Raw genomic sequence first — 22,889 nt, 5'->3', positions numbered from 1 at the left:
TGGCAGGGCTACCTGGATTCGAACCAGGGAATGGCGGCATCAAAAGCCGCTGCCTTACCGCTTGGCGATAGCCCTACATTGCTCTAATAAAAGAGGCTTTAATAATGGTGCGGAAGGAGAGACTTGAACTCTCACACCTTGCGGCGCCAGAACCTAAATCTGGTGCGTCTACCAATTCCGCCACTTCCGCAACTTATTCTGTAGTTATCAAGGTAATTGGTAAAAACCTAAATAACGTTGTTTATGGTGGCTACGACGGGATTCGAACCTGTGACCCCATCATTATGAGTGATGTGCTCTAACCAGCTGAGCTACGTAGCCATTTTAAACTTTTGACCAATAATGGTGCGGAAGGAGAGACTTGAACTCTCACACCTTGCGGCGCCAGAACCTAAATCTGGTGCGTCTACCAATTCCGCCACTTCCGCAACTTGATCTGTAGATATCAAGATAATTAGTAAAATCTCAATATCATTGTATATGGCAGGGCTACCTGGATTCGAACCAGGGAATGGCGGCATCAAAAGCCGCTGCCTTACCGCTTGGCGATAGCCCTACATTGCTCTAATAAAAGAGACTTTAATAATGGTGCGGAAGGAGAGACTTGAACTCTCACACCTTGCGGCGCCAGAACCTAAATCTGGTGCGTCTACCAATTCCGCCACTTCCGCAACTTATTCTGTAGATATCAAGATAATTGGTAAAATCTCAATATCGTTCCTCTATTTCAAGGAAAATAATGGCAGGGCTACCTGGATTCGAACCAGGGAATGGCGGCATCAAAAGCCGCTGCCTTACCGCTTGGCGATAGCCCTACATTGCTCTAATACAAGAGACTTCAATAATGGTGCGGAAGGAGAGACTTGAACTCTCACACCTTGCGGCGCCAGAACCTAAATCTGGTGCGTCTACCAATTCCGCCACTTCCGCAACTTGATCTGTAGATATCAAGATAATTGGTAAAATCTTAATATCATTGTATGTGGCAGGGCTACCTGGATTCGAACCAGGGAATGGCGGCATCAAAAGCCGCTGCCTTACCGCTTGGCGATAGCCCTACATTGCTCTAATAAAAGAGACTTCAATAATGGTGCGGAAGGAGAGACTTGAACTCTCACACCTTGCGGCGCCAGAACCTAAATCTGGTGCGTCTACCAATTCCGCCACTTCCGCAACTTATTCTGTAGTTATCAAGGTAATTGGTAAAAACCTAAATAACGTTGTTCATGGTGGCTACGACGGGATTCGAACCTGTGACCCCATCATTATGAGTGATGTGCTCTAACCAGCTGAGCTACGTAGCCATCTTTTGGAGCGAGACAATATAAACCTTCACGCTCTCAGTGACAACCCCTTTTATAAAGGAATCTCACTTGAATAATGGCAGGTCTACCTGGATTCGAACCAGGGAATGGCGGCATCAAAAGCCGCTGCCTTACCGCTTGGCGATAGACCTGCAGGCAATAGTCACAATGACTATTTAAAATATGGTGCGGAAGGAGAGACTTGAACTCTCACACCTTGCGGCGCCAGAACCTAAATCTGGTGCGTCTACCAATTCCGCCACTTCCGCATCTATTCCTAATTGCTCTGATAAAAAGAACACTTAGGAATGGTGGCTACGACGGGATTCGAACCTGTGACCCCATCATTATGAGTGATGTGCTCTAACCAGCTGAGCTACGTAGCCAAAACCATATTTTTTGCTCTCAACGCTTTGTTGCCTTGTCGTTGGGAACGGCGCGCATTATGCGAAGTTGAGTGAGATCCGTCAACAGTTTTTTTTAATAAATTTCGGAAAAAACCTCGTTCGCTTCCTTTTTAAACAAAGAGGCGTGTTTATGATCTAAAACTGGAAATAAATTAGCTTGCAGTTAGGTAATTTATTTTTGCTCATTTACTTAAGGTATTAAAAAAGCCAGCTTAGCAGCTGGCTTTTAGTGTAAATGAAGTGTTTAAAACTCATTCATTTAATTAAACATTGAAGCGGAAGTGTACAACATCACCATCTTTTACGATGTAGTCTTTACCTTCTAGACGCCATTTACCTGCGTCTTTTGCGCCATTTTCACCATTGAATTGGATGAAATCGTCGTAACCGACTACTTCTGCACGAATAAAGCCTTTCTCGAAGTCAGTGTGGATCTTACCTGCAGCCTGAGGCGCAGTTGCACCAACAGGGATTGTCCACGCACGTACTTCTTTAACACCCGCCGTGAAGTAGGTGTGTAGAGTCAGTAGCTCGTAACCAGAGCGAATTACACGGTTCAGCCCCGGTTCTTCGATCCCCATATCCGCTAGGAATTCTTCGCGATCTTCATCTTCTAGTTCAGATAGTTCAGATTCGATAGCTGCACATACAGGTACAACGACGTTGTTTTCTTTTTCTGCGAACTCGCGAACCGCATCTAGATATGGGTTATTTTCGAAACCATCTTCGTTTACGTTTGCAATGTACATAGTTGGCTTCAGTGTAAGGAAGTTTAGGTAGCCGATTGCTGCTAACTCTTCTTTAGATAGCTCAACTGTGCGCGCCATGCCGCCTTCAGTTAGTACTGGTAACAGTTTTTCTAGTACTGTTAGTTCAAATTTTGCGTCTTTATCGCCGCCTTTTGCCTTCTTCGCGTTACGTTGAATCGCTCGCTCACAAGAATCAAGGTCAGCCATTGCAAGTTCAAGGTTGATCACTTCGATATCTTCGATAGGTGAAACTTTACCTGAAACATGAACAATGTTTTCGTTTTCAAAACAACGTACAACGTGGCCAATCGCGTCTGTTTCACGGATGTTAGCTAGGAATTTGTTACCTAAACCTTCACCACGTGATGCACCAGCAACAAGACCAGCGATGTCCACGAACTCCATCGTCGTTGGAAGAACTCTCTGTGGGTTAACGATCTTAGCTAGTGCGTCTAGACGTAGATCTGGCACAGGAACCACACCAGTGTTTGGTTCAATGGTACAGAACGGGAAGTTTGCTGCTTCGATACCCGCTTTAGTTAGTGCGTTGAACAGAGTTGATTTACCTACGTTAGGTAGACCAACGATGCCACATTTAAAACCCATGATAGTAACCTTATTCAGCTTTGAACGTGTGGAGGCGATTTTGTGCTTTAGATAGGCCATCCTTAATCAGGATATCTAGACAACGAACAGCCTCATCAGCTGCTGCATCTAAAAGCTCTTGCTCTTTAGCTGGCGCTTTACCTAATACAAAACCCGCCACTTTATCTTTGTGTCCCGGATGACCAATGCCAATGCGAAGACGATAAAAATCTTTGTTATTGCCCAGTTTGCTAATGGTGTCACGCAGACCGTTGTGTCCACCGTGACCCCCACCTTTTTTAAACTTAGCGACACCTGGCGGTAAGTCTAGCTCGTCATGAGCGACCATGATCTCTTCAGGTTTAATTTGATAAAATTTCGCAAGCGCTGCGATCGATTTACCTGATAGATTCATGAAGGTGGTTGGGATAAGCAAACGGAGATCCTGGCCATTGACCATAATGCGTCCTGTTAGACCAAAAAACTTTGGTTCGTTCTTCAGTGTAACGTTGTGAACGCGTGCTAATTCTTCTACAACCCAAGCGCCCGCATTGTGACGAGTTCTGGCGTATTCTGGTCCTGGATTAGCAAGACCAACAAGAAGTTTGATTTGTTGACTCAAGGTTAGGATCTCTCTGGAATCTCAAAAAGCGCAGTATGATAGCACAGAATTCTCGCAGTGGGCGACCAAGGGATTTTCTGGTTATCAGTACAAATAAAAAAACACCCCAAAGAGGGGTGCTTTTGAAATCAGTGTAACTGAAATGTCCGTATTAGTTGAACATTGCAGAGATTGACTCTTCGTTGCTGATACGACGAATCGCTTCAGCTAGCATGCGAGATAGGCTTAGTGTTGTCACTTTGCCTGTTGCAGCCATCTCTTTAGATAGAGAGATAGAGTCAGTTACGATAACTTGGTCAAGAACTGAGTTCTTGATGTTGTCCGCAGCGTTGCCTGAGAATACAGCGTGAGTAGCGTAAGCGAATACACGCTTAGCACCGCGCTCTTTTAGTGCTTCAGCTGCTTTACATAGTGTGCCACCTGTGTCGATCATGTCATCAACGATCACACAGTCACGACCTTCAACATCACCGATTAGGTTCATTACTTCAGAAACGTTTGCACGTGGACGACGCTTATCTACGATTGCGATGTCGATGTCGCCTAGTGCTTTTGCTGTTGCGCGAGCACGAACAACGCCACCTAGGTCAGGAGATACCACAACAGGGTTATCTAGACCGCGAGCCTGCATATCTTCAAGTAGCACTGGCGTGCCGAAGATGTTGTCTACAGGTACATCGAAGAAGCCTTGAATTTGCTCTGCGTGTAGGTCGATAGTTAGAACGCGGTCAACACCAACGTTAGATAGGAAATCAGCAACAACTTTTGCAGTAATTGGCACACGCGCAGAACGTACACGACGGTCTTGGCGAGCGTAGCCGAAGTAAGGGATAACTGCAGTGATACGGCCTGCTGAAGCACGGCGCATTGCATCAATCATAACAACCAATTCCATTAGGTTGTCGTTAGTCGGTGCACAAGTGGATTGAATGATGAAAACATCGCTACCACGAACATTCTCATTGATTTGAACTGCAACTTCGCCATCAGAAAAGCGAGAAACAGATGCATCACCAAGAGAGATGTAAAGACGATCAGCAATACGTTGGGCTAGTTCAGGTGTTGCGTTACCAGCAAATAGCTTCATATCAGGCACGGTGGAAACCTCGGGTTTGCGTCCAGTTTAAATAGGTCGGTGTGAGGCTGATTGGTATTCAGCCAAAGTCTCTTTTAATGGCGAAATATTGCGCCCTTGAGCGACAAATGCCGAGACTTTATCAGAGAGTTGTGCAAGGATAGTTTCTGCTTCAGATTTGCTCGAAAATTCAGCAAAAACGCAAGATCCTGTCCCCGTCAATCTTGACGGCGCGTATTGTAGCAGCCAAGAAAGTTGCTTATCAACCTCTGGGTAGAGCATTCGTACAATTTTTTCGCAATCGTTTACGCTTGGCGTATTTAAAAGTGTTTCTAGATCTCGTTTTGGGGTGTTTCGAGTCAGATCTGGATGACAAAAAACGTCGACGGTTGCGATAGAAACATTCGGTCTGACGACTAAATACCACTTTTCTTCGGGATAAGCGGGGGAGAGTTTCTCGCCAACACCTTCAGCAAAAGCTGCAAATCCGCGCACAAACACGGGCACGTCTGCGCCCAGTTTTAAACCAATTTCAGCCAGTTCGTCGTCAGTTAGATTCAGCTGCCATAAGTAGTTCAGTGCCACTAATGCTGTAGCCGCGTTCGATGAGCCCCCACCAATGCCCCCACCCATAGGCAGCACTTTCTGTAGCTCAATATGTGCGCCAAAAGGGCACTCTGAGTATGCTTGAAGTGCGGTTGCTGCTTTCCAAATTAAATTGTCTTGAAGAGGCACACCTTCTATATCTGGAGAAATCGTAATATCACCAGAATGGTTTGCTTGAATGGTGAGCTCATCGCCGTGATCGACGAATTGGAATAAGGTTTGTAACTCGTGGTAGCCATTCTCTGTACGGCCGTTGATATATAGAAAGAGATTCAATTTCGCTGGTGATGGCCAGCGTGTTGAAAGTTCAATCATTGGGTGATGTTCCATTTTGTGATCACTAGATTTATTTTTACGTCAGCAGTGGTGAGTTTCAGCTTATTTGGCAGTGGTAGAGACTGCTCATGCCATTGAACGTCGCCATACCGTTGATAAGCAATACGCCAATCATTTAAACCAATTTGTTTGTTTAACGCTTGCAGTGTATTGGTTGAGGACAATTGGAATTTGTCGGCATCGGTCGGTAGGCCTAATAGCCAGTCAGGCATGTGTTCAACGGGCATCATTAACCCCGTAAGACGGTAAATTAGCTGGTTTGCACTGCGAGAGGAAAGGACCTGATCGTCGTAAGTTTCTACTGTGGCACCTTGTGGGGTGATGGTGAGCTTTAATGCCGTTTGTCCGAGAATCGTAGTTAAACGTAGTTGACTGAGTGCTGAAGAATGTTTCCAGTAGAAATTTAAATTTTGTCTTTGGTCTGGGCCAATATAACCAAGTTTTCCCGTTGCTTGAAAATCTTGGATGGTCTCGAGTCGTTGCTCATGAGCTTGCCATTCAACGCTGGTAACACTTTCAGGAACGGAGGAACAACCAGCGAGCAGTAAGCTCGACAAGAAAAAAAGAATAAAGGAGCGTAACGTCATGTTTGATGGCTTATTAATCAGTTTCGTCGGGAATCGCTCACAACTATAGCATTGAAAAGTCGCAGTTAGGAAAACAAATCCGGCTTACCCTTTCAATAAATGCGTGCTTACAGTAAAATTCTGGACCTATTTTATAACCTATCCCAGAGATACCACGTTAGATGTCCTTGCTTGCTATTGGAATCAATCACAATACAGCGTCTGTCGACTTGCGAGAGAAGGTGGCGTTTGGTCCGGATAAACTCGGCCCTGCACTCGAGCAACTTAGAGAGCACGAAGCGGTTAACGGCAGTGTGATTGTTTCAACCTGTAACCGAACTGAGTTGTACTGCGATGTTAAGCAAGGAGCGCGAAATAAGTTAATCGATTGGCTTGCTCAGTTTCATCAAGTGAGCCGCGAAGATTTAATGCCGAGTTTGTATGTTCATGAAGAACAAGCCGCAATTAAGCATTTGATGCGCGTATCATGTGGGCTAGATTCTCTGGTGTTGGGTGAGCCTCAAATTTTGGGGCAGGTAAAGCAAGCATTTTCTGACTCGCGAGATCATCAAGCGGTCGATGCTTCAATTGATAAACTGTTTCAAAAGACGTTCTCAGTCGCCAAGCGTGTGAGAACAGAAACAGATATCGGCGGTAATGCTGTGTCCGTGGCTTATGCCGCATGTACATTGGCAAAACATATTTTTGAGTCGTTATCTGATTCAACCGTGCTTTTGGTTGGTGCCGGTGAGACGATTGAACTGGTCGCGAAGCATTTAGCATCCAACGGCTGCACAAAAATGATTGTCGCGAACCGTACCAAAGAGCGCGCGCAAGGCTTAGCGGATCAATTTGGCGCAGAAGTCATCAGTTTAAACGAAATTCCTGAACATTTGGCGAAAGCGGATATCGTGATTAGCTCAACGGCGAGCCCATTGCCTATTATTGGCAAAGGTATGGTCGAAACGGCTCTGAAGCAGCGCCGACATCAGCCTATCTTATTAGTCGATATTGCGGTGCCACGAGATGTCGAGTCGGAAGTTGGTGAGCTGAACGACGCATATTTGTATTCAGTTGATGACTTGCAATCTATCATCGACAGCAACATTGAGCAGCGTAAAGTCGAAGCGATTCAAGCTGAAGCGATTGTTAGTGAAGAAAGCGCTGCGTTTATGACATGGTTGCGTTCACTGCAAGCCGTCGATAGTATTCGCGACTATCGCAAATCAGCCAACGAAATTCGTGAAGAGTTACTGAGCAAAAGTTTGCAATCTTTAGCGGCAGGCGCAGATCCGGAGAAAGTGCTGCGCGAGCTGAGTAATAAACTCACCAACAAACTGATTCACGCCCCAACTCGCGCATTGCAAAGTGCAGCAGAGCAAGGCGAACCAGCAAAATTAACGATTATCCGCCAAACACTTGGCTTGGATGATCTATAACTCACGCTTTTTATTAAGAAAACGACACTATGAAAGCCTCTATTCTGACTAAGCTAGAAACGCTAGTAGAACGTTACGAAGAAGTTCAACATCTTCTTGGTGATCCTGATGTTATTGGAGATCAGGACAAATTCCGTGCTCTATCAAGAGAGTACTCTCAGCTAGAAGAAGTAACCAAGTGCTTCCAAGCTTATCAACAAGCGCAAGAAGATCTTGTCGCCGCTGAAGAGATGGCAAACGAAGACGACGAAGAAATGCGTGAAATGGCGCAAGAAGAAATCAAAGAAGCGAAAGCGACGATTGAGCGTCTTACTGATGAGCTACAGATTCTTCTTCTGCCAAAAGATCCGAACGATGATCGTAACTGTTTCCTAGAAATTCGCGCAGGTGCGGGTGGCGACGAAGCGGGTATTTTCGCGGGTGACTTATTCCGTATGTACAGCAAGTACGCAGAAAAGCGTGGCTGGCGCATCGAAGTGATGTCTTCAAACGAAGCTGAACACGGTGGTTACAAAGAGATGATCGCAAAAGTGAGCGGCGATGGTGCGTACGGCGTACTGAAGTTTGAGTCTGGCGGTCACCGTGTGCAACGTGTTCCTGCAACTGAATCCCAAGGCCGTGTGCATACTTCTGCATGTACCGTAGCGGTGATGGCGGAAATCCCAGAGGCGGATCTGCCAGAAATCAAAGCAGCAGACCTGAAAATCGATACGTTCCGTGCATCTGGCGCGGGTGGTCAGCACGTTAACACCACGGATTCTGCAATCCGTATTACCCACTTACCAACGGGTACGGTGGTAGAGTGTCAGGACGAGCGTTCACAGCACAAGAACAAAGCGAAAGCGATGGCGGTTCTTGCTGCTCGTATCGTTCAAGCGGAAGAAGAGCGTCGTGCCGCAGAAGTGTCTGATACACGTCGTAACCTTCTAGGTTCTGGTGACCGTAGTGACCGTATTCGTACATACAACTACCCACAAGGTCGTGTGTCTGATCACCGCATCAACCTGACCATCTACCGTTTGAACGAAGTGATGGAAGGTGACCTGCAGAGCTTGATTGATCCTGTGATTCAAGAGCACCAAGCAGACCAACTTGCGGCGCTCGCAGAGAACGGCTAATCGATGAGCCAAGTTCAATCGATTGAGCAAGCACTGAAAAGTGCGACGGCGAAACTGGCAGAAGGCGGCAAAGAGTCGCCTTCTCTCGATGCAGCTGTACTCCTCTGCCATGTCCTTGGCAAACCACGAACTTATCTACTGACCTGGCCAGAAAAAGCATTAGAAGCAGAGCAACAAGCAAAATTCGACGCTCTACTTGAACGACGTTTAACTGGTGAACCCGTCGCTTATATTATTGGTGAGCGAGAGTTTTGGTCTCTACCGTTCAAAGTTTCTCCCTCTACCTTGATCCCAAGACCGGATACAGAACGTTTGGTCGAAGTTGCACTCGATAAGACCTATGAGCAAACAGGGCCTATTTTAGATCTTGGAACGGGGACGGGGGCAATTGCTATCGCACTCGCATCTGAAATGCCAAAACGTCAAGTGATGGGCGTAGATCTCAAGCAAGAAGCGAAAGCACTTGCAGAGTACAATGCTGAGCAGCTAAACATCAAAAATGTGACCTTTGCTCAAGGCAGTTGGTTCGAGCCTATTGCAGAGGGTACGAAGTTTGCTTTAATTGTCTCCAATCCGCCGTATATTGATGAAAAAGATCCACATTTATCCCAAGGTGATGTGCGCTTTGAGCCAAAATCTGCATTAGTTGCTAAAGAGAATGGCTTAGCTGATATTCGTCATATCTCGGATTTTGCTCGTCAGTATCTTGAAGTAGGCGGTTGGCTGGCATTCGAACATGGTTATGATCAAGGTGAGGCGGTGCGTGAGATAATGCTAGGTTTTGGTTACCAACAGGTCGCTACGGAAAAAGATTATGGCGGTAACGATCGAGTAACACTTGGTTGCCTGGCCAGTTAATCATGGAAGTCAGCAAACACTAACTAAAAAGAGAAGAAGAATGTACGTAGCTCTAAAACACATACACTTAGTGACGATTGCGCTCAGCGCGACACTATTATCGATCCGATTTGTGTTAATGATGATGAACTCACCGAAGCGAAATAATCGCTTTTTGAAAGTGTTTCCCCACATCGTTGATACTGCATTGCTAGTGTCAGGTATCGCGCTTATTTTCATTACTGGTTTCATCCCGTTTACTGATGCCGCACCGTGGTTAACAAACAAAATCACCTGCGTACTGGCGTACATTGCACTCGGTTTCTTCTCGTTGAAGCTTGCGAAAAACAACCTACTGAAGATATTTGGCTTTTTCGGCGCATTAGGTTGGTTAGTCATGGCTGCAAACATTGCTGTGTCTAAGAGCCCTACGTTATTTGGATAAGACGTCATGTTAGAGTTTTTTGACGAAGATTTTGACAATATACCGTTGGTGGAAGGTGCGCTTGAGCTAAACAAAGCGATTAACCCAGAAACCAAAGTACATTGGGCGAAACAAGAGTTAGAGCGTCTTTACAAAGATGCAGAAGCCACGCTTGTTCATGAAACCGATGAAGAGCAGCGATTTGATGCATTCCTACGACTGTTTTTCCATGAGTGGGGATTCAAAGGCGACGAGCAGGAATACTTTATTTCGGACAACAGCTTTATCGATAAAGTGTTGGAGCGCCGAAAAGGTATTCCGGTTAGTTTAGGTTCGATTTTATTATATCTAGGCAAAAAGCTGGGTTTCCCGTTGAAGGGAGTTACTTTCCCTACTCAGTTTCTGCTAAAAGTCGATTGGATGCATAAAAAGCCAGACTACATTAACCCATTTAATGGTGAGTATGTGGGGGAAAGAATTCTCCAAGCTTGGCTTATTGGGCAAGAAGGACCGTTGGCTCAGTTAAAGCCAGAACACTTTGAAGAAGCTGACAATCCAACCATTATTGGTCGCTGGTTAGCGTTGATCAAAAGCGCGATGTTACGTGAAGAGCACTACACGCTGGCGTTGCGTTGTACGAACCTTGCGTTAACCTTTGTGCCAGATGACCCATACGAGATTCGTGATCGTGGTTTTATCTTCCAACAGCTAGAGTGCCCTCAAGTGGCGGTGTCAGATTTTCAGTACTTTATTGACCAATGCCCTGACGATCCGGCTTCTGAGCTACTAAAATCACAAGTTAATGTGATGAGTGAAACGCACGTCACACTTCACTAATTTTATCGATGTGCCGAACTGTGGCGTGTCGTGGACAGAAAAAGAGAATCAAAATGGAACAGAAAATAGTTAATATCGGCGACATTCAGGTTGCTAACGACAAGCCATTCACCTTATTTGCAGGTATGAACGTTCTTGAGTCTCGTGATCTTGCGATGCAGATCTGTGAGCACTACGTAAAAGTAACGGAAAAACTTGGCATTCCTTACGTATTTAAGGCGTCGTTTGACAAAGCAAACCGCAGTTCTGTTCATTCATACCGTGGCCCAGGCCTTGAAGAAGGTATGAAAATCTTCCAAGAGCTAAAAGACACATTTGGTGTGAAGATCATCACTGACGTTCACACTGAAGCGCAAGCTCAACCTGTCGCTGACGTGGTAGACGTTATTCAGCTTCCTGCATTCCTAGCTCGTCAAACTGACCTTGTTGAAGCTATGGCCAAAACAGGTGCGATTATCAACGTGAAGAAACCTCAATTTATGAGCCCAGGTCAAGTGGGTAACATCGTTGAGAAGTTCGCGGAATGCGGTAACGACAAGATCATCCTATGTGAGCGCGGCTCTTGCCACGGTTACGATAACCTAGTCGTAGACATGCTTGGCTTTGGTGTGATGAAAAATGCGTCGAAAGGCAGCCCAATCATCTTTGACGTGACGCACTCACTACAGATGCGTGACCCGTCAGGTGCGGCGTCTGGCGGTCGTCGTGAGCAGACAGTTGAACTTGCGAAAGCGGGTCTAGCAACAGGCATCGCAGGTCTATTTATCGAGGCGCATCCAAACCCAGACCAAGCACGCTGTGATGGCCCATCTGCACTGCCGCTAGATAAGTTAGAACCGTTCCTAGCGCAAATGAAATCTCTTGATGATCTGATCAAGAGCTTTGCAGATATCGATATCAAGTAAACGCCAGATGACTGGTGATCAAATGCAATAGCCAACCTCGTGTTGGCTATTTTTTTATCAGATGGCGCATCATTCTCAGCTTCTTGCTGTAAAGGCTCTAGGCCGCTGGGAATGTGCATCAGTGACTCCCAATAAGAAAAAAGGTAAATAAATGAAGCAGCGTCTGATTATTAAAACTGCGTTGAGTGCCGCTATTTTGGCCTCGTTAGCTGGGTGTGCTACGCAACCTGCACCAGAATGGAATGCCGATACAACCTATAAATTGACCGTGCTACACACTAACGATCATCACGGTCGTTTTTGGCAAAATCGATACGGCGAGTACGGTATGGCGGCACGTAAAACGTTAATCGATGATTTGCGTGAAGAAATACAAGCAGAGGGGGGCAGTGTGTTACTGCTTTCTGGTGGTGACATCAACACTGGAGTACCTGAGTCTGATTTACAAGATGCCGAGCCAGATTTTAAAGGCATGAGCAAAATTGGTTACGATGCGATGGCGCTAGGTAATCATGAGTTTGATAATCCATTGGATGTGCTTTTCAAGCAGCAAGAGTGGGCAAGTTTTCCGATGTTGTCTGCCAATATTTACGATAAAAATACTGGCAAGCGCCTATTCCAACCGTACGCGATGTTTAACAAACTGGGTATTAAGATTGCAGTAATTGGTCTTACAACCGAAGATACAGCGAAACTTGGCAACCCTGAATTCATTGAACAAATTGACTTCCGTGACCCAAAAGAAGAAGCCAAGAATCTAATTGCTGAGCTGAAAGAAACAGAGTACCCAGACCTTATTTTTGCTGTCACACATATGGGACACTATGAGAATGGCAATAGAGGTATCAATGCCCCTGGCGATGTGGCGTTAGCTCGTTATTTGAATGAAGGTGATCTGGATATGATTGTCGGCGGTCACTCACAAGAGCCGGTTTGTATGGAAGGTCCAAACGTCATCAAAAAGAGTTTTAAACCGGGTGATGAATGTCAGCCTGATCAACAAAATGGTGCTTATATTGTTCAGGCACATGAGTGGGGGAAATATGTGGGACGCGCCGATTACGAGTTTCGTAATGGTGAACTCTCGATGGTGAGCTACGATCTGATCCCAGTAAACTTGAAAAAGAAAATTAAAGTTGATGGCCAGTCCCAACGAGTTTTGATCCAAGAAGAGATTGAACAAGACGAAACGATGCTTGAGTTTCTTCGTCCTTATCAAGAAAAAGGTCAGGGCAAGCTAAACGTGAAGATTGCAGAATCTAACGGTAAGCTTGAGGGTGACCGCAATGTGGTGCGTTACCAGCAAACTAACTTAGGTCGATTGATTGCAACGGCTCATATGGAACGTGCAAAAGCAGATTTCGCCGTAATGAATTCTGGCGGCGTTCGTGATTCGATTGCAGCAGGTGACATTACCTACAAAGATGTGCTGACTGTTCAGCCATTTGGCAATATGGTCTCTTACGTTGATATGACGGGCAAAGAAGTATTGGATTACCTAAATGTCGTTGCAACTAAGCCTGTCGACTCTGGAGCTTACGCGCAGTTTGCGGGTATTGCGATGAGTATCAATAATGGTGAGGTAACCAATGTGTTCATTGGGAATAAGCAACTTCGCTTAGATGGTAATTACCGCTTTACCGTACCAAGCTATAATGCCGCTGGTGGTGATGGTTACCCTAAAATCGACGATCATCCAGGGTATGTAAATACAGGTTTTACCGATGCTGAGGTTTTGAAGGATTATTTAGAAACACACAGCCCTATTGATGTTAATGAGTATGCCCCTTCAGGTGAAATCACGTATTTAGTTGATACGGCGATTGAACAGTAACCCAACAGAGAAAAAGCGATTGACTCAAACTCGCTGATATCATTAACTAAAAGCGCAGATCCAATTCAATCTGCGCTTTTTGTTTTTATGAGGAGAATCTTGATGACTCCGGCCATTAATCTTGCGAAAAAGAAAAAAATTCCACACACGATTCATCAGTATGAGCACGACCCTAGAGCCGATAGTTATGGCTTGGAGGCTGCTGAAGTATTGGGGCAGGATCCGAAAACAGTATTTAAAACCTTGCTGTTCTGCTTGAACGGCGAGCCAAAGAACCTTGCGGTTGCGATTATCCCTGTTGATCAAAAGCTGAACCTAAAACTGGCAGCGAAAGCTGCGAAGGGCAAAAAGGCCGATATGGCTGATCCGGAAATCGCGCAAAAGACCACAGGTTATGTTGTTGGTGGGATTAGCCCACTGGGGCAGAAGAAAGTCTTACCTACTTTTTTGCACGAAAGCGCAGCAGAGCAAGACACAATCTGTGTAAGCGCAGGGAAGAGAGGATTAGAGATTGAACTCGCCCCGAGAGATTTGCTTGGATTAACTCGTGGTCAGTTTGCACCTCTTTGTTTGTAAACTCATGACAAATAAAAAGGACGCTCATGAGCGTCCTTTTTTGATCTTGCCTGTCAGTGAAGCGTTACTTCTTCAGACTCAATGTACCACCGGTGCGTTTAGCTGGTTTGCTTGGCTTCGCGGCATTTGGGTTCATGTAATGCTGCTTAGGCTTACTCGGTGATTGAGGCTTGTTTGCTGAGTGCGTATTGCTCGATGCATCTGGTTTACGGTGTGATTTACCATGCTCGCTTTGCGGTCTGCTGCGTTCACCTTGTGGTTTCGTTTTGTAATGTTCTTTTGCTGGACGTCCGCCTTCGTCTTCACGCTGACGGCGCTTTTGTTGACCTTTTTTCGAATTTGGTGCGTGACGGAATTCATCAGCATTGTTACCACGGAAAGTTCGTGTCTTCTGGTTACGACGAGCAGTAGAATCTTGGTTTTCTTCACGGCTATCAAACAGCTTTGCGTCGGTCGCTTTATGAATATTACGACCTCTAGAGTCTGTTTTTGATGCCTCTTCTGTACCCACCGAACCATCGCACATAGCAAGAATCTCAGCGACTTCATCGTCAGTTAAGTAACGCCATTTTCCGTTCGGAATACCGTCAAGAGAGATATTCATGATTCGAACACGACGAAGCTTAAAGACTTCGTAACCTAGTGCTTCACACATACGACGGATTTGGCGGTTAAGTCCTTGAGTGAGCACAATACGGAAAGAGAACTTAGTCTCTTTCGTTACCTTACAAGGTAGAGTGACGGTATCGAGAATCTTAACGCCGCTCGACATCTGTTTGAGAAACTCACCTGTAATCGGTTTGTCCACGCGCACAACGTACTCTTTTTCGTGGCTGTTGCCAGCACGGAGGATTTTGTTGACGATATCGCCATCGTTGGTCAAAAAAATCAGACCATCAGAGGGTTTATCCAAGCGGCCGATCGGAAAGATACGTTTTTTGTGACCGATAAAATCAACGATGTTCCCGGGTACATCTCGTTCTGTTGTACAGGTGATGCCTGTTGGTTTATTGAGAGCGATATAAATCGGCTTCTCTTTTGCTGCAACTGGCTTACCATCCACACAAACATCATCACCAGGTAGTACTTTTGTTCCCATTTCAGGCTTGTTTCCATTAATGGTGACACGACCTTGTTCAATCAGTCTGTCTGCCTCACGGCGTGAACAAAAGCCAGTTTCACTGATGAATTTATTTAATCGTTTAGCGTTGTCTTGTGACATTTTTGTCTCCTAACGTTTCACAACGGCGAATGAAGTTTCCTTCCCGTGAAAGGGAAGGAAGAATAAGGGCGGGCATTCTAGCATTAGGGTGAAATTTAGCCCAACCGTTTTTGGTGACGTTCGCGAGTTTCTAATTTCTTTTCCGCACTTTTTCTCAGTAGAACGTAAACGGCTCCGGTTCCACCGTGAAAGCGTTGCGCACTATGCACGCACTGAACTTCTCTGATTTGTTGTAGCCAGCTGCTAACAAAGCTTTTCATTAGTGCTGGTGGATTTGAGCGTTCTCCTCGGCCGTGGACAATAACGACCGTTCGTATGTCCATTGATAGGCACTGTTTTAAAAACTTTACGACTTCATCACGAGCTTCTTTCAATGTTTTACGATGCAGATCTAGGCGTGCTTGGATTGGATATTTGCCAAGACGAAGCTTCCGGTAAACCCCGTCTTGTACGCCATCACGTTTAAACTCAACAAAGTCCTCTGGTTTCAGCATTTCTGCGTGATCAAGTGACAGGTATTCTGGGTCATCTTCTGTTAGCCAGATTGCTGCTTCTCTCTTGGCGAGCTGTGCTTCGGTTACTTGGTGTACTTTTTTGTGTTCGGCGGTGTCTTGAGTGATCGGCTTTACATCGCCCATCATCTGTTGGAACAGATCAAAATCGTCATCGTGAGACATAGTAGTAATCTCATTAAGAACAGGGAGGAATAATAGGATTATATCAATGAGTGGTGCATTGAGATCAAATAAAAAACCGGAGTAGGCAAGTAACCGACTCCGGTGCAAAGCGTTTCTAGAGCTAAGCGAGATCTAGTGAGGAGATTTGTCGTTCATGATCTTGTATATGAAGAAACCGCCGTAAAATAACATCAGACCAATTGCCCCAAAGATTACTATCATTGACGATAGACCCACTGCATTACCAAATAGGAGATCAAGCCAAAAGTCCATACGTTTCCTCCAAGATGTTCCCGACAGGCATAAAACTAAATGGCAGTGCCTTGTTGCACACTGATCTGGATCAATTATGTTGCTAAGGTTAATAAACTGTATTTTGTTGTGAGTTATCAGTCACATTTTACGTGCTAGTGTTCAGTTATTCATCAAACGAATTAAGACCTAAGGTTTTTTTGTAAAAAGCACTTGCGTCACAGTTCAGAATCCGTAATATACGCATTCGTTGACGGGGACAAGTCCTCAGTTAAACATATCGGTGAATAGCGCAGTTTGGTAGCGCATCTGGTTTGGGACCAGAGGGTCGGGGGTTCGAATCCCTCTTCACCGACCACTTTTAGAAAGCCTGCTCAATGAGCAGGCTTTCGTCGTTTTAGCGGTCGCAGATTTAGCTTTGATAGTATCGAACCAAATGGGGTTCGCCTGAAGTTAGAATATGGCTCTTCACCAACCGTATTAGAAAAAGCCGTAGCAGAAATGCTACGGCTTTTTTGCATTCGGTGGTATTTGTTTGGGACCTGTGGGGTGGGGACTGGTGCGCCAGTCCGATGGAATGCCAGTCCAATCGAATCCCTACTTCACCGACCACTTTCAGAAAGCCTGCTCAATGAGCTGGCTTTTGTCGTTTCAGCGATAGCAAATTTGACTTTGATAGTATCGAACCAAATGAGGTTCGACTGACGTTGGAATATGGCGCTTCACCGACACGTATTGAGAGGAAGGCTCTACAGAAATGTAGGGCCTTTTCATTTTTTAGAGCGAGTAAATATATTACTTGATGTCACACGAGATGGTGCTGATAGGAGTTTCAGAAGTTGTGAAGCAAACATAAGCGGTCTTTGGATGGTTTGGACCAACTTTGATGTAACCTGCTTTTAGTTCGTCTTCATCAAACGTGACAGAGTGAGATTTGCTCGTACTTCCATCAAAATAAACAGCTTCAAAGCCTTGATTCATCATATGTGCGACGCGATTTCGGGTGTGGTTAGTGGAAAAAGTGATGTTCGCACAACGCATCATTGGTTTTTCGGTAATAAGAAACTGGCCACTCTCTTTATCTAATACCCCGCCTTTTGCTTCCGGGGTTATATCAATAGCTTGAAAATTTTCTACGTTACATGACGGTTTAGCATAAGCAAGCGATGAAGTGAGCATCATGCTGCTCACGCATAGGAACAAAGCTTTAAATTTCATATGAGTTATTATGTATCCACATAGGTTAGAGTCGTTTTAGCAGAGGAGTAAACCATTGTCAGTGATCGTGTTAGCGTGATGCCTTGCTATTCATCATTGATGAGGCCGGCTGCCTTCAAATAAATTTCTAAATATGGCACCTAGCTTGGCGGGTTTTACCGAGTGGTTTTATGTCAAAGCCCCTTTTTTTAAGCAGCTCAATCAGATTATCTTTACCAACTAAATGCAAACTGCCGACAACAACGGTATAGCGACCCGAACGTTGAGGTAGGACACTGCCAGTATCAAGTTTTTTTGCCCAATCTCGATTGCGCTCATATAAGAAAGCCTGATTAAAATCTTCTGTTGCTTGATCGGTTAATGATGCCTCGACCAACATACTACCATCACCGCTCTTCCAGCTTTCTATCAAACACTGAACCAATTCTTCCCCACCGTCATATTCTTCAATTGACGAGAGGAGCATCTCTTTACCGCCTTCTGATTGACCTGCTATTAAATCGATTTGGAATTGCACGGACTCCAGTGGAATGACCGGGATTTGTTTTTTATCAGCGAGTCCTATTAAGTGCATGTCGACCCCTTTATCAGAGACATACCCCAGTTTGTTGACTAAAGCGAGTTGGATGGTTAATGCAGTCGTCCATGGTGGAGAATTTAAAAGTTGAGTTTCTGGCAACCCTAAATCTTGTGCTATCTCGACTAAGTGGCGACGTTGAGCCTTGTCTAAAACATCTTTAGAAAGGATGGTTGTTTGTGGGTAAACCAAGCCTTCAGAGTTTCTGACATCAGCTTCGATAATCAATCCAGCGCTTTGGCTTAAGTGCTGAGTAATAGTTTTAGGGAGTGGGTACATCGTTTTATCGCCCACATGCACAGAGCCAATGATCATCAGCTCGGTTCCCCCTTTTTTTGCTAACCAATGTTGCGGCTCTGCATAAGAAGAAAAGGGAGCAAAGGCAACAAGTAGGGATGATATGAGTGTCAAGAGACGAAACATAGAATGGTCCTCAAGTAAGATACCTTTAAACTTTATACGCAAAAATGCTTGAGGTTAAGTGCAATTTCTCTAGTGGGGATATTCGACAAAATCGTCATTTCTAAAAATATTGACGAGTTTTGACAACGAATAAATGAGAGTCACTTCACGAAAGATAAATAGGTAATTCGCTTACTAATGGTTCACAAAATAATTAGGCGTGATCCAAATCTTACAAAAGCAGTCGTAACTCATGAATATTAGTGACCTAGATCGCAGCAAACTCGTCAAAACAAGTTGTTCGATTTTGACGTAGCTTGTAACTTCATGAAAGTTAAGTTTTTATGGTTTTTGCTGAGTATCATTTTTTGAACTAGATCACTTCCTATTTCTATTTATTTTACGCTTAGAAATAACTGGTTGTATGTTGAATGCAACTGTTAGGCCCCTCGCATTTGAGGAGCCGCGATTTTTATCATTGTCGTTTTGAACCACTGACTTTTTTGGGGAAGTAAGATGTTTAAACCTAGTCTGATTGCTGTTTCTGTTATCACCACATTAGCAGGTTGCTCTGCTCTGCAAAGCTCTGAGCAACAAGCTGTAAATTCACTGGCTAATAACCTTGATATTCAATACCAAGTGTTGACTAACCACGGTGCAAACGAAGGTCTTGCTTGTCAGGATTTAGGAGCTGAGTGGGCGTCTTGTAACAAGGTGAACATGACGCTAGTTAACCAAGGTGAAGCGGTTAACTCTAAAGATTGGGCTATCTACTTCCACAGCATTCGTCTGATTTTGGATGTAGATAATGATCAGTTCAAAATTTCTCGTGTAACGGGTGACCTACACAAACTGGAACCAACAGATAAGTTTGATGGCTTTGCGGCGGGCGAAGAAGTGGTACTTCCACTAATTGGCGAATATTGGCAGTTATTTGAAACCGACTTTATGCCGGGCGCTTTCGTGGCTGCACCAAACGCAGAACCTAAGATGATCGCTTCTCTTAACACAGAAGACGTTGCGTCTTTCGTGACTGGCCTTGAGGGTAACAACCTAAAACGTACGCCAGATGACAACAACGTATTTGCAAACGCTCTGTCTCGCTTCGAGAAGAACGAAGACCTAGCAAAACAAGATGTATCAACCACGTTACTACCAACGCCAATGTCTGTTGAAGCAGGCAAAGGTACAGTAGATATCGCGGCGGGTATTGCGCTGCCTAAAGACGCATTCGATGCGACTCAATTCGCAGCAATTCAAGATCGTGCAGAAGTGGTAGGTGTGGACGTTCGTGGTGATCTTCCTGTAAGCATCACTGTTGTTCCTGCAGACTTCACTGGTGAATTGGCTAAATCTGGTGCTTACGAGATGAGCATCAAAGGCGATGGTATTGCGATTAAAGCGTTTGACCAAGCAGGTGCTTTCTACGCAGTACAATCTATCTTTGGCCTGGTAGATAGCCAAAATGCTGATTCTCTACCACAACTGTCTATTCAAGATGCACCTCGCTTTGATTACCGTGGTGTGATGGTAGATGTAGCTCGTAACTTCCACTCTAAAGACGCCATTCTTGCAACGCTAGACCAAATGGCAGCGTACAAGATGAACAAACTTCACCTTCACCTAACCGATGATGAAGGCTGGCGTTTGGAAATCCCAGGCCTACCTGAGTTGACAGAGGTTGGCGCTAATCGTTGTTTCGATACACAAGAGAAAAGCTGCGTACTGCCTCAGCTTGGTTCCGGTCCAACGACAGACAACTTTGGCTCTGGCTACTTCAGTAAAACAGACTACGTGGAAATCTTGAAATACGCGAAAGCGCGTAACATTGAAGTCATTCCCGAAATCGATATGCCAGCACACGCGCGTGCAGCGGTAGTATCAATGGAAGCACGTTACGACCGCCTGATGGAAGAAGGTAAGGAAGCTGAAGCGAACGAATACCGCCTGATGGATCCTCAAGATGCTTCTAATGTCACTACGGTTCAGTTCTACGATAAGCAAAGCTTTATCAACCCGTGTATGGAATCTTCCACTCGCTTTGTAGATAAAGTGATTTCAGAAGTGGCAGCAATGCACGCTGAAGCTGGGGCACCGCTAACGACATGGCACTTTGGTGGTGACGAGGCGAAGAACATCAAGCTAGGTGCTGGTTTCCAAGACGTTAACGCAGAAGACAAAGTAAGCTGGAAAGGCACGATTGACCTGTCGAAACAAGACAAGCCATTCGCGCAATCTCCACAGTGTCAGGCGTTAATCGCAGAAGGCACAGTGAGTGATTTTGCTCACCTACCGAGTCATTTTGCGCAAGAAGTATCAAAATTAGTTGCTGAGAAAGGCATTCCAAACTTCCAAGCATGGCAAGATGGTTTGAAATACAGCGAAGGTGAGAAAGCATTCGCAACAGAAAATACGCGTGTTAACTTCTGGGACGTTCTTTACTGGGGGGGTACATCATCAGTGTACGAGTGGTCTGAGAAAGGTTACGACGTGATCGTTTCTAACCCAGACTACGTGTACATGGACATGCCATACGAAGTTGACCCGAAAGAGCGTGGTTACTACTGGGCAACACGTGCAACCGATACGCGTAAGATGTTTGGCTTTGCACCAGAGAACATGCCTCAGAACGCAGAAACCTCTGTAGACCGCGATGGCAACGGCTTTACTGGTAAAGGTGAAATCGAAGCGAAACCTTTCTACGGTCTATCAGCACAGCTTTGGTCTGAGACAGTACGTAACGATGAGCAATACGAGTACATGGTATTCCCTCGCGTACTCGCAGCCGCTGAGCGTGCATGGCACCGCGCAGTTTGGGAGAACGACTACAAAGTCGGTGTTGAGTACTCGCAAAACTCTAACCTAGTTGATAAAGCATCGCTAAACCAAGACTACAACCGCTTTGCGAACGTGCTTGGCCAACGTGAACTGGCTAAGCTAGAAAAATCTGGTATCGACTACCGCCTTCCAATTCCTGGTGCGAAAGTAGAAAACGGCAAGCTAGCTATGAACGTTCAGTTCCCTGGCGTTGAACTGCAATACTCATTAGACGGTCAAAACTGGCTGACTTACGCAGACAATGCTCGTCCAAGTGTGAAAGGAGAAGTGTTTATCCGCTCTGTATCGGCGACAGGGGAAAGAGCAAGCCGCGTAACTAGCGTGAAATAACCTTAATCTTCTCAGCTAAATTTAAGCAAACCCTCAATGTCATGTTGAGGGTTTCTTTATTTTTAGAGGAAATTAAGCGTGACCAATGTCTAATTATTTTTCATTGATAAATAAGTTTTAGCTTGTAATGGTCAGGGTTATTGTGAACTGGATCGACTTAATCTGCTAAATATCAATAAATTACCTGTTTATGATCACACTTCTATTTTTTGAATCATTATAGAAAAATACGGTAAGTGCCTGTATTTACCATACTTTTATCAGGGTTGTTGAGCGTCGGTTTGAACAAGATCACTTTTTAAAATGTTTTATTTTCCATCGCGAATTAATTGGAACAATATTGCGATCGCCAAGGAGGCACATTCCAAAGTTTGCGATAAAAGGGAAGAGAAGCCCTTTAAAACCGTCGCATAACGTGAATAAATAAAGGCAGTAATTATGAAAAACATTTTTGCACTAAGTGCTCTTTCTCTCGCTTTCGCTTCTAGCGCTTTTGCTGGTTCTTCTTACGTAACAGGTAACGTTCAATTCCACGATGATGGTCGAATCCATGGTTCGGACGTTACGTCTACACTGGAAGCTGGTCATACTTTTGATAACCAATTCGGTGGCTTTACGGTTTACACCGAGTTTGATGGTATTCAGCTGGGTAAACTGGAAACAGAAAACGGTGGCGCGGGTAACACAACACCAGCAATCACTGTGGGTGGTGAGCAGTCATTTAACATTACCGATCATTTATGGGTTGCAGCGGGTTACCAACACTTGTTCTCTGCTGGCGAGAACGTACAGTACCGTCCATTGGTTAAGATTGGTTACAACTTCGATAACGGTATCTCGCTAAGTAACCGTACTCGTGCGCATATTGATGCGACAGACGCAGATGCGGATACAGATTACCGCATGGATAACCGTATTGGTTACGTGATGAATGAAGATGTGACGCTAAGCTACAACAACGTCTACATGATTGAAGCTGAAACGATGGACCACGAGCTTCGCGCAACGTGGACACGTAAAGGTGTTCAGCCTTACTTTGAGTTCCGTAGCCAAGCACACGGTGCAGAAAACGCAAGTGGTGATAGCCTAGTTAACAATGCGTTTGTATTTGGTGCCTCTTACGGCTTCTAATCTTATATTTGTCCATTAAGAA

20 protein-coding genes and 15 tRNA genes are annotated in these 22,889 nt (G+C 45.0%); 11 read left to right on the top strand and 24 right to left on the bottom strand.

Going from position 1 to position 22,889, the window contains the following annotated elements; translation table 11 throughout:
• The 19 genes from NL644_RS19725 to lolB all read right to left on the bottom strand — a co-directional run bounded on the left by NL644_RS19725 (position 1) and on the right by lolB (position 6,271).
• Positions 1–75, bottom strand: a tRNA-Gln gene (locus tag NL644_RS19725).
• Between the two features lie 30 nt (positions 76–105).
• Positions 106–190 (bottom strand) — tRNA-Leu (locus NL644_RS19720).
• A gap of 54 nt (positions 191–244) precedes the next feature.
• Positions 245–321, bottom strand: a tRNA-Met gene (locus NL644_RS19715).
• Positions 322–343: 22 nt separating this feature from the next.
• Positions 344–428: transfer RNA gene (locus NL644_RS19710), tRNA-Leu, on the bottom strand.
• A 53-nt stretch (positions 429–481) separates the two neighbouring features.
• A tRNA-Gln gene (locus NL644_RS19705) sits at positions 482–556 on the bottom strand.
• Positions 557–586: 30 nt separating this feature from the next.
• Positions 587–671 (bottom strand) — tRNA-Leu (locus tag NL644_RS19700).
• Positions 672–740: 69 nt separating this feature from the next.
• Positions 741–815, bottom strand: a tRNA-Gln gene (locus tag NL644_RS19695).
• A 30-nt stretch (positions 816–845) separates the two neighbouring features.
• A tRNA-Leu gene (locus NL644_RS19690) sits at positions 846–930 on the bottom strand.
• 53 nt (positions 931–983) lie between these two features.
• A tRNA-Gln gene (locus tag NL644_RS19685) sits at positions 984–1,058 on the bottom strand.
• A 30-nt stretch (positions 1,059–1,088) separates the two neighbouring features.
• Positions 1,089–1,173: transfer RNA gene (locus NL644_RS19680), tRNA-Leu, on the bottom strand.
• A gap of 54 nt (positions 1,174–1,227) precedes the next feature.
• Positions 1,228–1,304 (bottom strand) — tRNA-Met (locus tag NL644_RS19675).
• Positions 1,305–1,381: 77 nt separating this feature from the next.
• Positions 1,382–1,456: transfer RNA gene (locus NL644_RS19670), tRNA-Gln, on the bottom strand.
• A 32-nt stretch (positions 1,457–1,488) separates the two neighbouring features.
• A tRNA-Leu gene (locus NL644_RS19665) sits at positions 1,489–1,573 on the bottom strand.
• A gap of 40 nt (positions 1,574–1,613) precedes the next feature.
• A tRNA-Met gene (locus NL644_RS19660) sits at positions 1,614–1,690 on the bottom strand.
• Between the two features lie 284 nt (positions 1,691–1,974).
• Positions 1,975–3,066 (bottom strand): redox-regulated ATPase YchF, encoded by a 1,092-nt coding sequence (gene ychF, locus NL644_RS19655; protein ID WP_005393178.1) that lies wholly within the window; start codon positions 3,064–3,066, stop codon positions 1,975–1,977.
• A 10-nt stretch (positions 3,067–3,076) separates the two neighbouring features.
• Positions 3,077–3,667, bottom strand: a complete 591-nt coding sequence (pth, locus tag NL644_RS19650) for an aminoacyl-tRNA hydrolase (RefSeq protein WP_005384112.1) — start codon at positions 3,665–3,667, stop codon at positions 3,077–3,079.
• Between the two features lie 151 nt (positions 3,668–3,818).
• Entirely contained in the window at positions 3,819–4,763 is a 945-nt protein-coding gene (locus NL644_RS19645; protein ID WP_005393176.1) for a ribose-phosphate pyrophosphokinase, read from the bottom strand.
• A 27-nt stretch (positions 4,764–4,790) separates the two neighbouring features.
• A complete protein-coding gene (gene ispE, locus NL644_RS19640; RefSeq protein ID WP_046874292.1) occupies positions 4,791–5,663 on the bottom strand; it encodes a 4-(cytidine 5'-diphospho)-2-C-methyl-D-erythritol kinase in 873 nt (290 codons plus the stop codon).
• Entirely contained in the window at positions 5,660–6,271 is a 612-nt protein-coding gene (gene lolB, locus NL644_RS19635) for a lipoprotein insertase outer membrane protein LolB (RefSeq protein WP_114323802.1), read from the bottom strand. The genes ispE and lolB overlap by 4 nt, the downstream gene beginning before the upstream one ends.
• A gap of 161 nt (positions 6,272–6,432) precedes the next feature.
• Here lolB and hemA point away from each other — a divergent pair, with 161 nt between their 5' ends.
• The 8 genes from hemA to ybaK all read left to right on the top strand — a co-directional run bounded on the left by hemA (position 6,433) and on the right by ybaK (position 14,220).
• On the top strand, positions 6,433–7,689 hold the full coding sequence (gene hemA, locus NL644_RS19630; RefSeq protein ID WP_005384104.1) for a glutamyl-tRNA reductase: 1,257 nt from the start codon (positions 6,433–6,435) through the stop codon (positions 7,687–7,689).
• 29 nt (positions 7,690–7,718) lie between these two features.
• Positions 7,719–8,807 carry a peptide chain release factor 1 gene (prfA, locus tag NL644_RS19625; RefSeq protein WP_006743330.1) on the top strand — a complete coding sequence of 363 codons (1,089 nt, stop codon included), beginning with the start codon at positions 7,719–7,721 and terminating at the stop codon, positions 8,805–8,807.
• A gap of 3 nt (positions 8,808–8,810) precedes the next feature.
• Positions 8,811–9,665: a peptide chain release factor N(5)-glutamine methyltransferase gene (prmC, locus tag NL644_RS19620; protein ID WP_114323800.1), complete on the top strand. Its 855-nt coding sequence runs from the start codon at positions 8,811–8,813 to the stop codon at positions 9,663–9,665.
• Positions 9,666–9,705: 40 nt separating this feature from the next.
• On the top strand, positions 9,706–10,089 hold the full coding sequence (locus NL644_RS19615; RefSeq protein ID WP_005382225.1) for a SirB2 family protein: 384 nt from the start codon (positions 9,706–9,708) through the stop codon (positions 10,087–10,089).
• Positions 10,090–10,095: 6 nt separating this feature from the next.
• The gene (locus tag NL644_RS19610; RefSeq protein ID WP_005384098.1) at positions 10,096–10,905 is read left to right on the top strand and encodes a SirB1 family protein; all 810 of its coding nucleotides are present in this window, start codon (positions 10,096–10,098) and stop codon (positions 10,903–10,905) included.
• A gap of 53 nt (positions 10,906–10,958) precedes the next feature.
• Positions 10,959–11,810, top strand: coding sequence for a 3-deoxy-8-phosphooctulonate synthase (kdsA, locus tag NL644_RS19605; protein WP_114323799.1), 852 nt, complete (start codon positions 10,959–10,961; stop codon positions 11,808–11,810).
• A 151-nt stretch (positions 11,811–11,961) separates the two neighbouring features.
• Positions 11,962–13,644: a bifunctional UDP-sugar hydrolase/5'-nucleotidase UshA gene (gene ushA / locus NL644_RS19600; RefSeq protein WP_253658721.1), complete on the top strand. Its 1,683-nt coding sequence runs from the start codon at positions 11,962–11,964 to the stop codon at positions 13,642–13,644.
• A 102-nt stretch (positions 13,645–13,746) separates the two neighbouring features.
• Positions 13,747–14,220, top strand: a complete 474-nt coding sequence (gene ybaK, locus NL644_RS19595; RefSeq protein WP_046874289.1) for a Cys-tRNA(Pro) deacylase — start codon at positions 13,747–13,749, stop codon at positions 14,218–14,220.
• Between the two features lie 64 nt (positions 14,221–14,284).
• On the opposite strand, the gene rluF is transcribed toward ybaK, so the two are convergent.
• From rluF to NL644_RS19580, 3 genes are all read right to left on the bottom strand, one after another.
• Positions 14,285–15,442, bottom strand: a complete 1,158-nt coding sequence (gene rluF, locus NL644_RS19590) for a 23S rRNA pseudouridine(2604) synthase RluF (RefSeq protein WP_114323797.1) — start codon at positions 15,440–15,442, stop codon at positions 14,285–14,287.
• Positions 15,443–15,537: 95 nt separating this feature from the next.
• Positions 15,538–16,119 carry a DNA endonuclease SmrA gene (gene smrA, locus NL644_RS19585; protein ID WP_005393162.1) on the bottom strand — a complete coding sequence of 194 codons (582 nt, stop codon included), beginning with the start codon at positions 16,117–16,119 and terminating at the stop codon, positions 15,538–15,540.
• 132 nt (positions 16,120–16,251) lie between these two features.
• Positions 16,252–16,392, bottom strand: a complete 141-nt coding sequence (locus tag NL644_RS19580; protein WP_005382236.1) for a DUF3149 domain-containing protein — start codon at positions 16,390–16,392, stop codon at positions 16,252–16,254.
• A 260-nt stretch (positions 16,393–16,652) separates the two neighbouring features.
• Here NL644_RS19580 and NL644_RS19575 point away from each other — a divergent pair.
• Positions 16,653–16,729: transfer RNA gene (locus tag NL644_RS19575), tRNA-Pro, on the top strand.
• Positions 16,730–17,166: 437 nt separating this feature from the next.
• Here the strand turns inward: NL644_RS19575 and NL644_RS19570 are convergent.
• Both NL644_RS19570 and NL644_RS19565 read right to left on the bottom strand, forming a co-directional pair.
• Complete coding sequence (locus NL644_RS19570) at positions 17,167–17,589, bottom strand: hypothetical protein (protein ID WP_065645201.1); 423 nt, start codon at positions 17,587–17,589, stop codon at positions 17,167–17,169.
• 127 nt (positions 17,590–17,716) lie between these two features.
• The gene (locus tag NL644_RS19565; protein WP_114323795.1) at positions 17,717–18,589 is read right to left on the bottom strand and encodes a TraB/GumN family protein; all 873 of its coding nucleotides are present in this window, start codon (positions 18,587–18,589) and stop codon (positions 17,717–17,719) included.
• A gap of 495 nt (positions 18,590–19,084) precedes the next feature.
• Here NL644_RS19565 and NL644_RS19560 point away from each other — a divergent pair, with 495 nt between their 5' ends.
• Both NL644_RS19560 and NL644_RS19555 read left to right on the top strand, forming a co-directional pair.
• Positions 19,085–21,736 (top strand): beta-N-acetylhexosaminidase, encoded by a 2,652-nt coding sequence (locus tag NL644_RS19560; RefSeq protein ID WP_253658720.1) that lies wholly within the window; start codon positions 19,085–19,087, stop codon positions 21,734–21,736.
• 438 nt (positions 21,737–22,174) lie between these two features.
• Positions 22,175–22,867: an oligogalacturonate-specific porin KdgM family protein gene (locus tag NL644_RS19555; protein WP_005382004.1), complete on the top strand. Its 693-nt coding sequence runs from the start codon at positions 22,175–22,177 to the stop codon at positions 22,865–22,867.
• The last annotated feature ends 22 nt before the right edge of the window (positions 22,868–22,889 follow it).

Origin of the sequence: Vibrio sp. Y10_XG_PY6, assembly GCF_024181795.1 — a bacterium.
Lineage (GTDB): Bacteria > Pseudomonadota > Gammaproteobacteria > Enterobacterales > Vibrionaceae > Vibrio > Vibrio diabolicus.
Note: the sequence above shows the minus strand (reverse complement) of the source record. Positions and strands in the feature narration are given on the sequence as shown.

Bases quoted from the DNA above. Each gene is read 5' to 3' on its own strand.
- NL644_RS19570 (WP_065645201.1), bottom strand. From the start codon at position 17,589: ATGAAATTTAAAGCTTTGTTCCTATGCGTGAGCAGCATGATGCTCACT.
- prfA (WP_006743330.1), top strand. From the start codon at position 7,719: ATGAAAGCCTCTATTCTGACTAAGCTAGAAACGCTAGTAGAACGTTAC.
- NL644_RS19580 (WP_005382236.1), bottom strand. From the start codon at position 16,392: ATGGACTTTTGGCTTGATCTCCTATTTGGTAATGCAGTGGGTCTATCG.
- ychF (WP_005393178.1), bottom strand. From the start codon at position 3,066: ATGGGTTTTAAATGTGGCATCGTTGGTCTACCTAACGTAGGTAAATCA.
- NL644_RS19610 (WP_005384098.1), top strand. From the start codon at position 10,096: ATGTTAGAGTTTTTTGACGAAGATTTTGACAATATACCGTTGGTGGAA.
- ispE (WP_046874292.1), bottom strand. From the start codon at position 5,663: ATGATTGAACTTTCAACACGCTGGCCATCACCAGCGAAATTGAATCTC.
- rluF (WP_114323797.1), bottom strand. From the start codon at position 15,442: ATGTCACAAGACAACGCTAAACGATTAAATAAATTCATCAGTGAAACT.
- smrA (WP_005393162.1), bottom strand. From the start codon at position 16,119: ATGTCTCACGATGACGATTTTGATCTGTTCCAACAGATGATGGGCGAT.
- ybaK (WP_046874289.1), top strand. From the start codon at position 13,747: ATGACTCCGGCCATTAATCTTGCGAAAAAGAAAAAAATTCCACACACG.
- NL644_RS19565 (WP_114323795.1), bottom strand. From the start codon at position 18,589: ATGTTTCGTCTCTTGACACTCATATCATCCCTACTTGTTGCCTTTGCT.
- prmC (WP_114323800.1), top strand. From the start codon at position 8,811: ATGAGCCAAGTTCAATCGATTGAGCAAGCACTGAAAAGTGCGACGGCG.
- NL644_RS19555 (WP_005382004.1), top strand. From the start codon at position 22,175: ATGAAAAACATTTTTGCACTAAGTGCTCTTTCTCTCGCTTTCGCTTCT.
- kdsA (WP_114323799.1), top strand. From the start codon at position 10,959: ATGGAACAGAAAATAGTTAATATCGGCGACATTCAGGTTGCTAACGAC.
- NL644_RS19560 (WP_253658720.1), top strand. From the start codon at position 19,085: ATGTTTAAACCTAGTCTGATTGCTGTTTCTGTTATCACCACATTAGCA.
- ushA (WP_253658721.1), top strand. From the start codon at position 11,962: ATGAAGCAGCGTCTGATTATTAAAACTGCGTTGAGTGCCGCTATTTTG.
- NL644_RS19615 (WP_005382225.1), top strand. From the start codon at position 9,706: ATGTACGTAGCTCTAAAACACATACACTTAGTGACGATTGCGCTCAGC.
- lolB (WP_114323802.1), bottom strand. From the start codon at position 6,271: ATGACGTTACGCTCCTTTATTCTTTTTTTCTTGTCGAGCTTACTGCTC.
- hemA (WP_005384104.1), top strand. From the start codon at position 6,433: ATGTCCTTGCTTGCTATTGGAATCAATCACAATACAGCGTCTGTCGAC.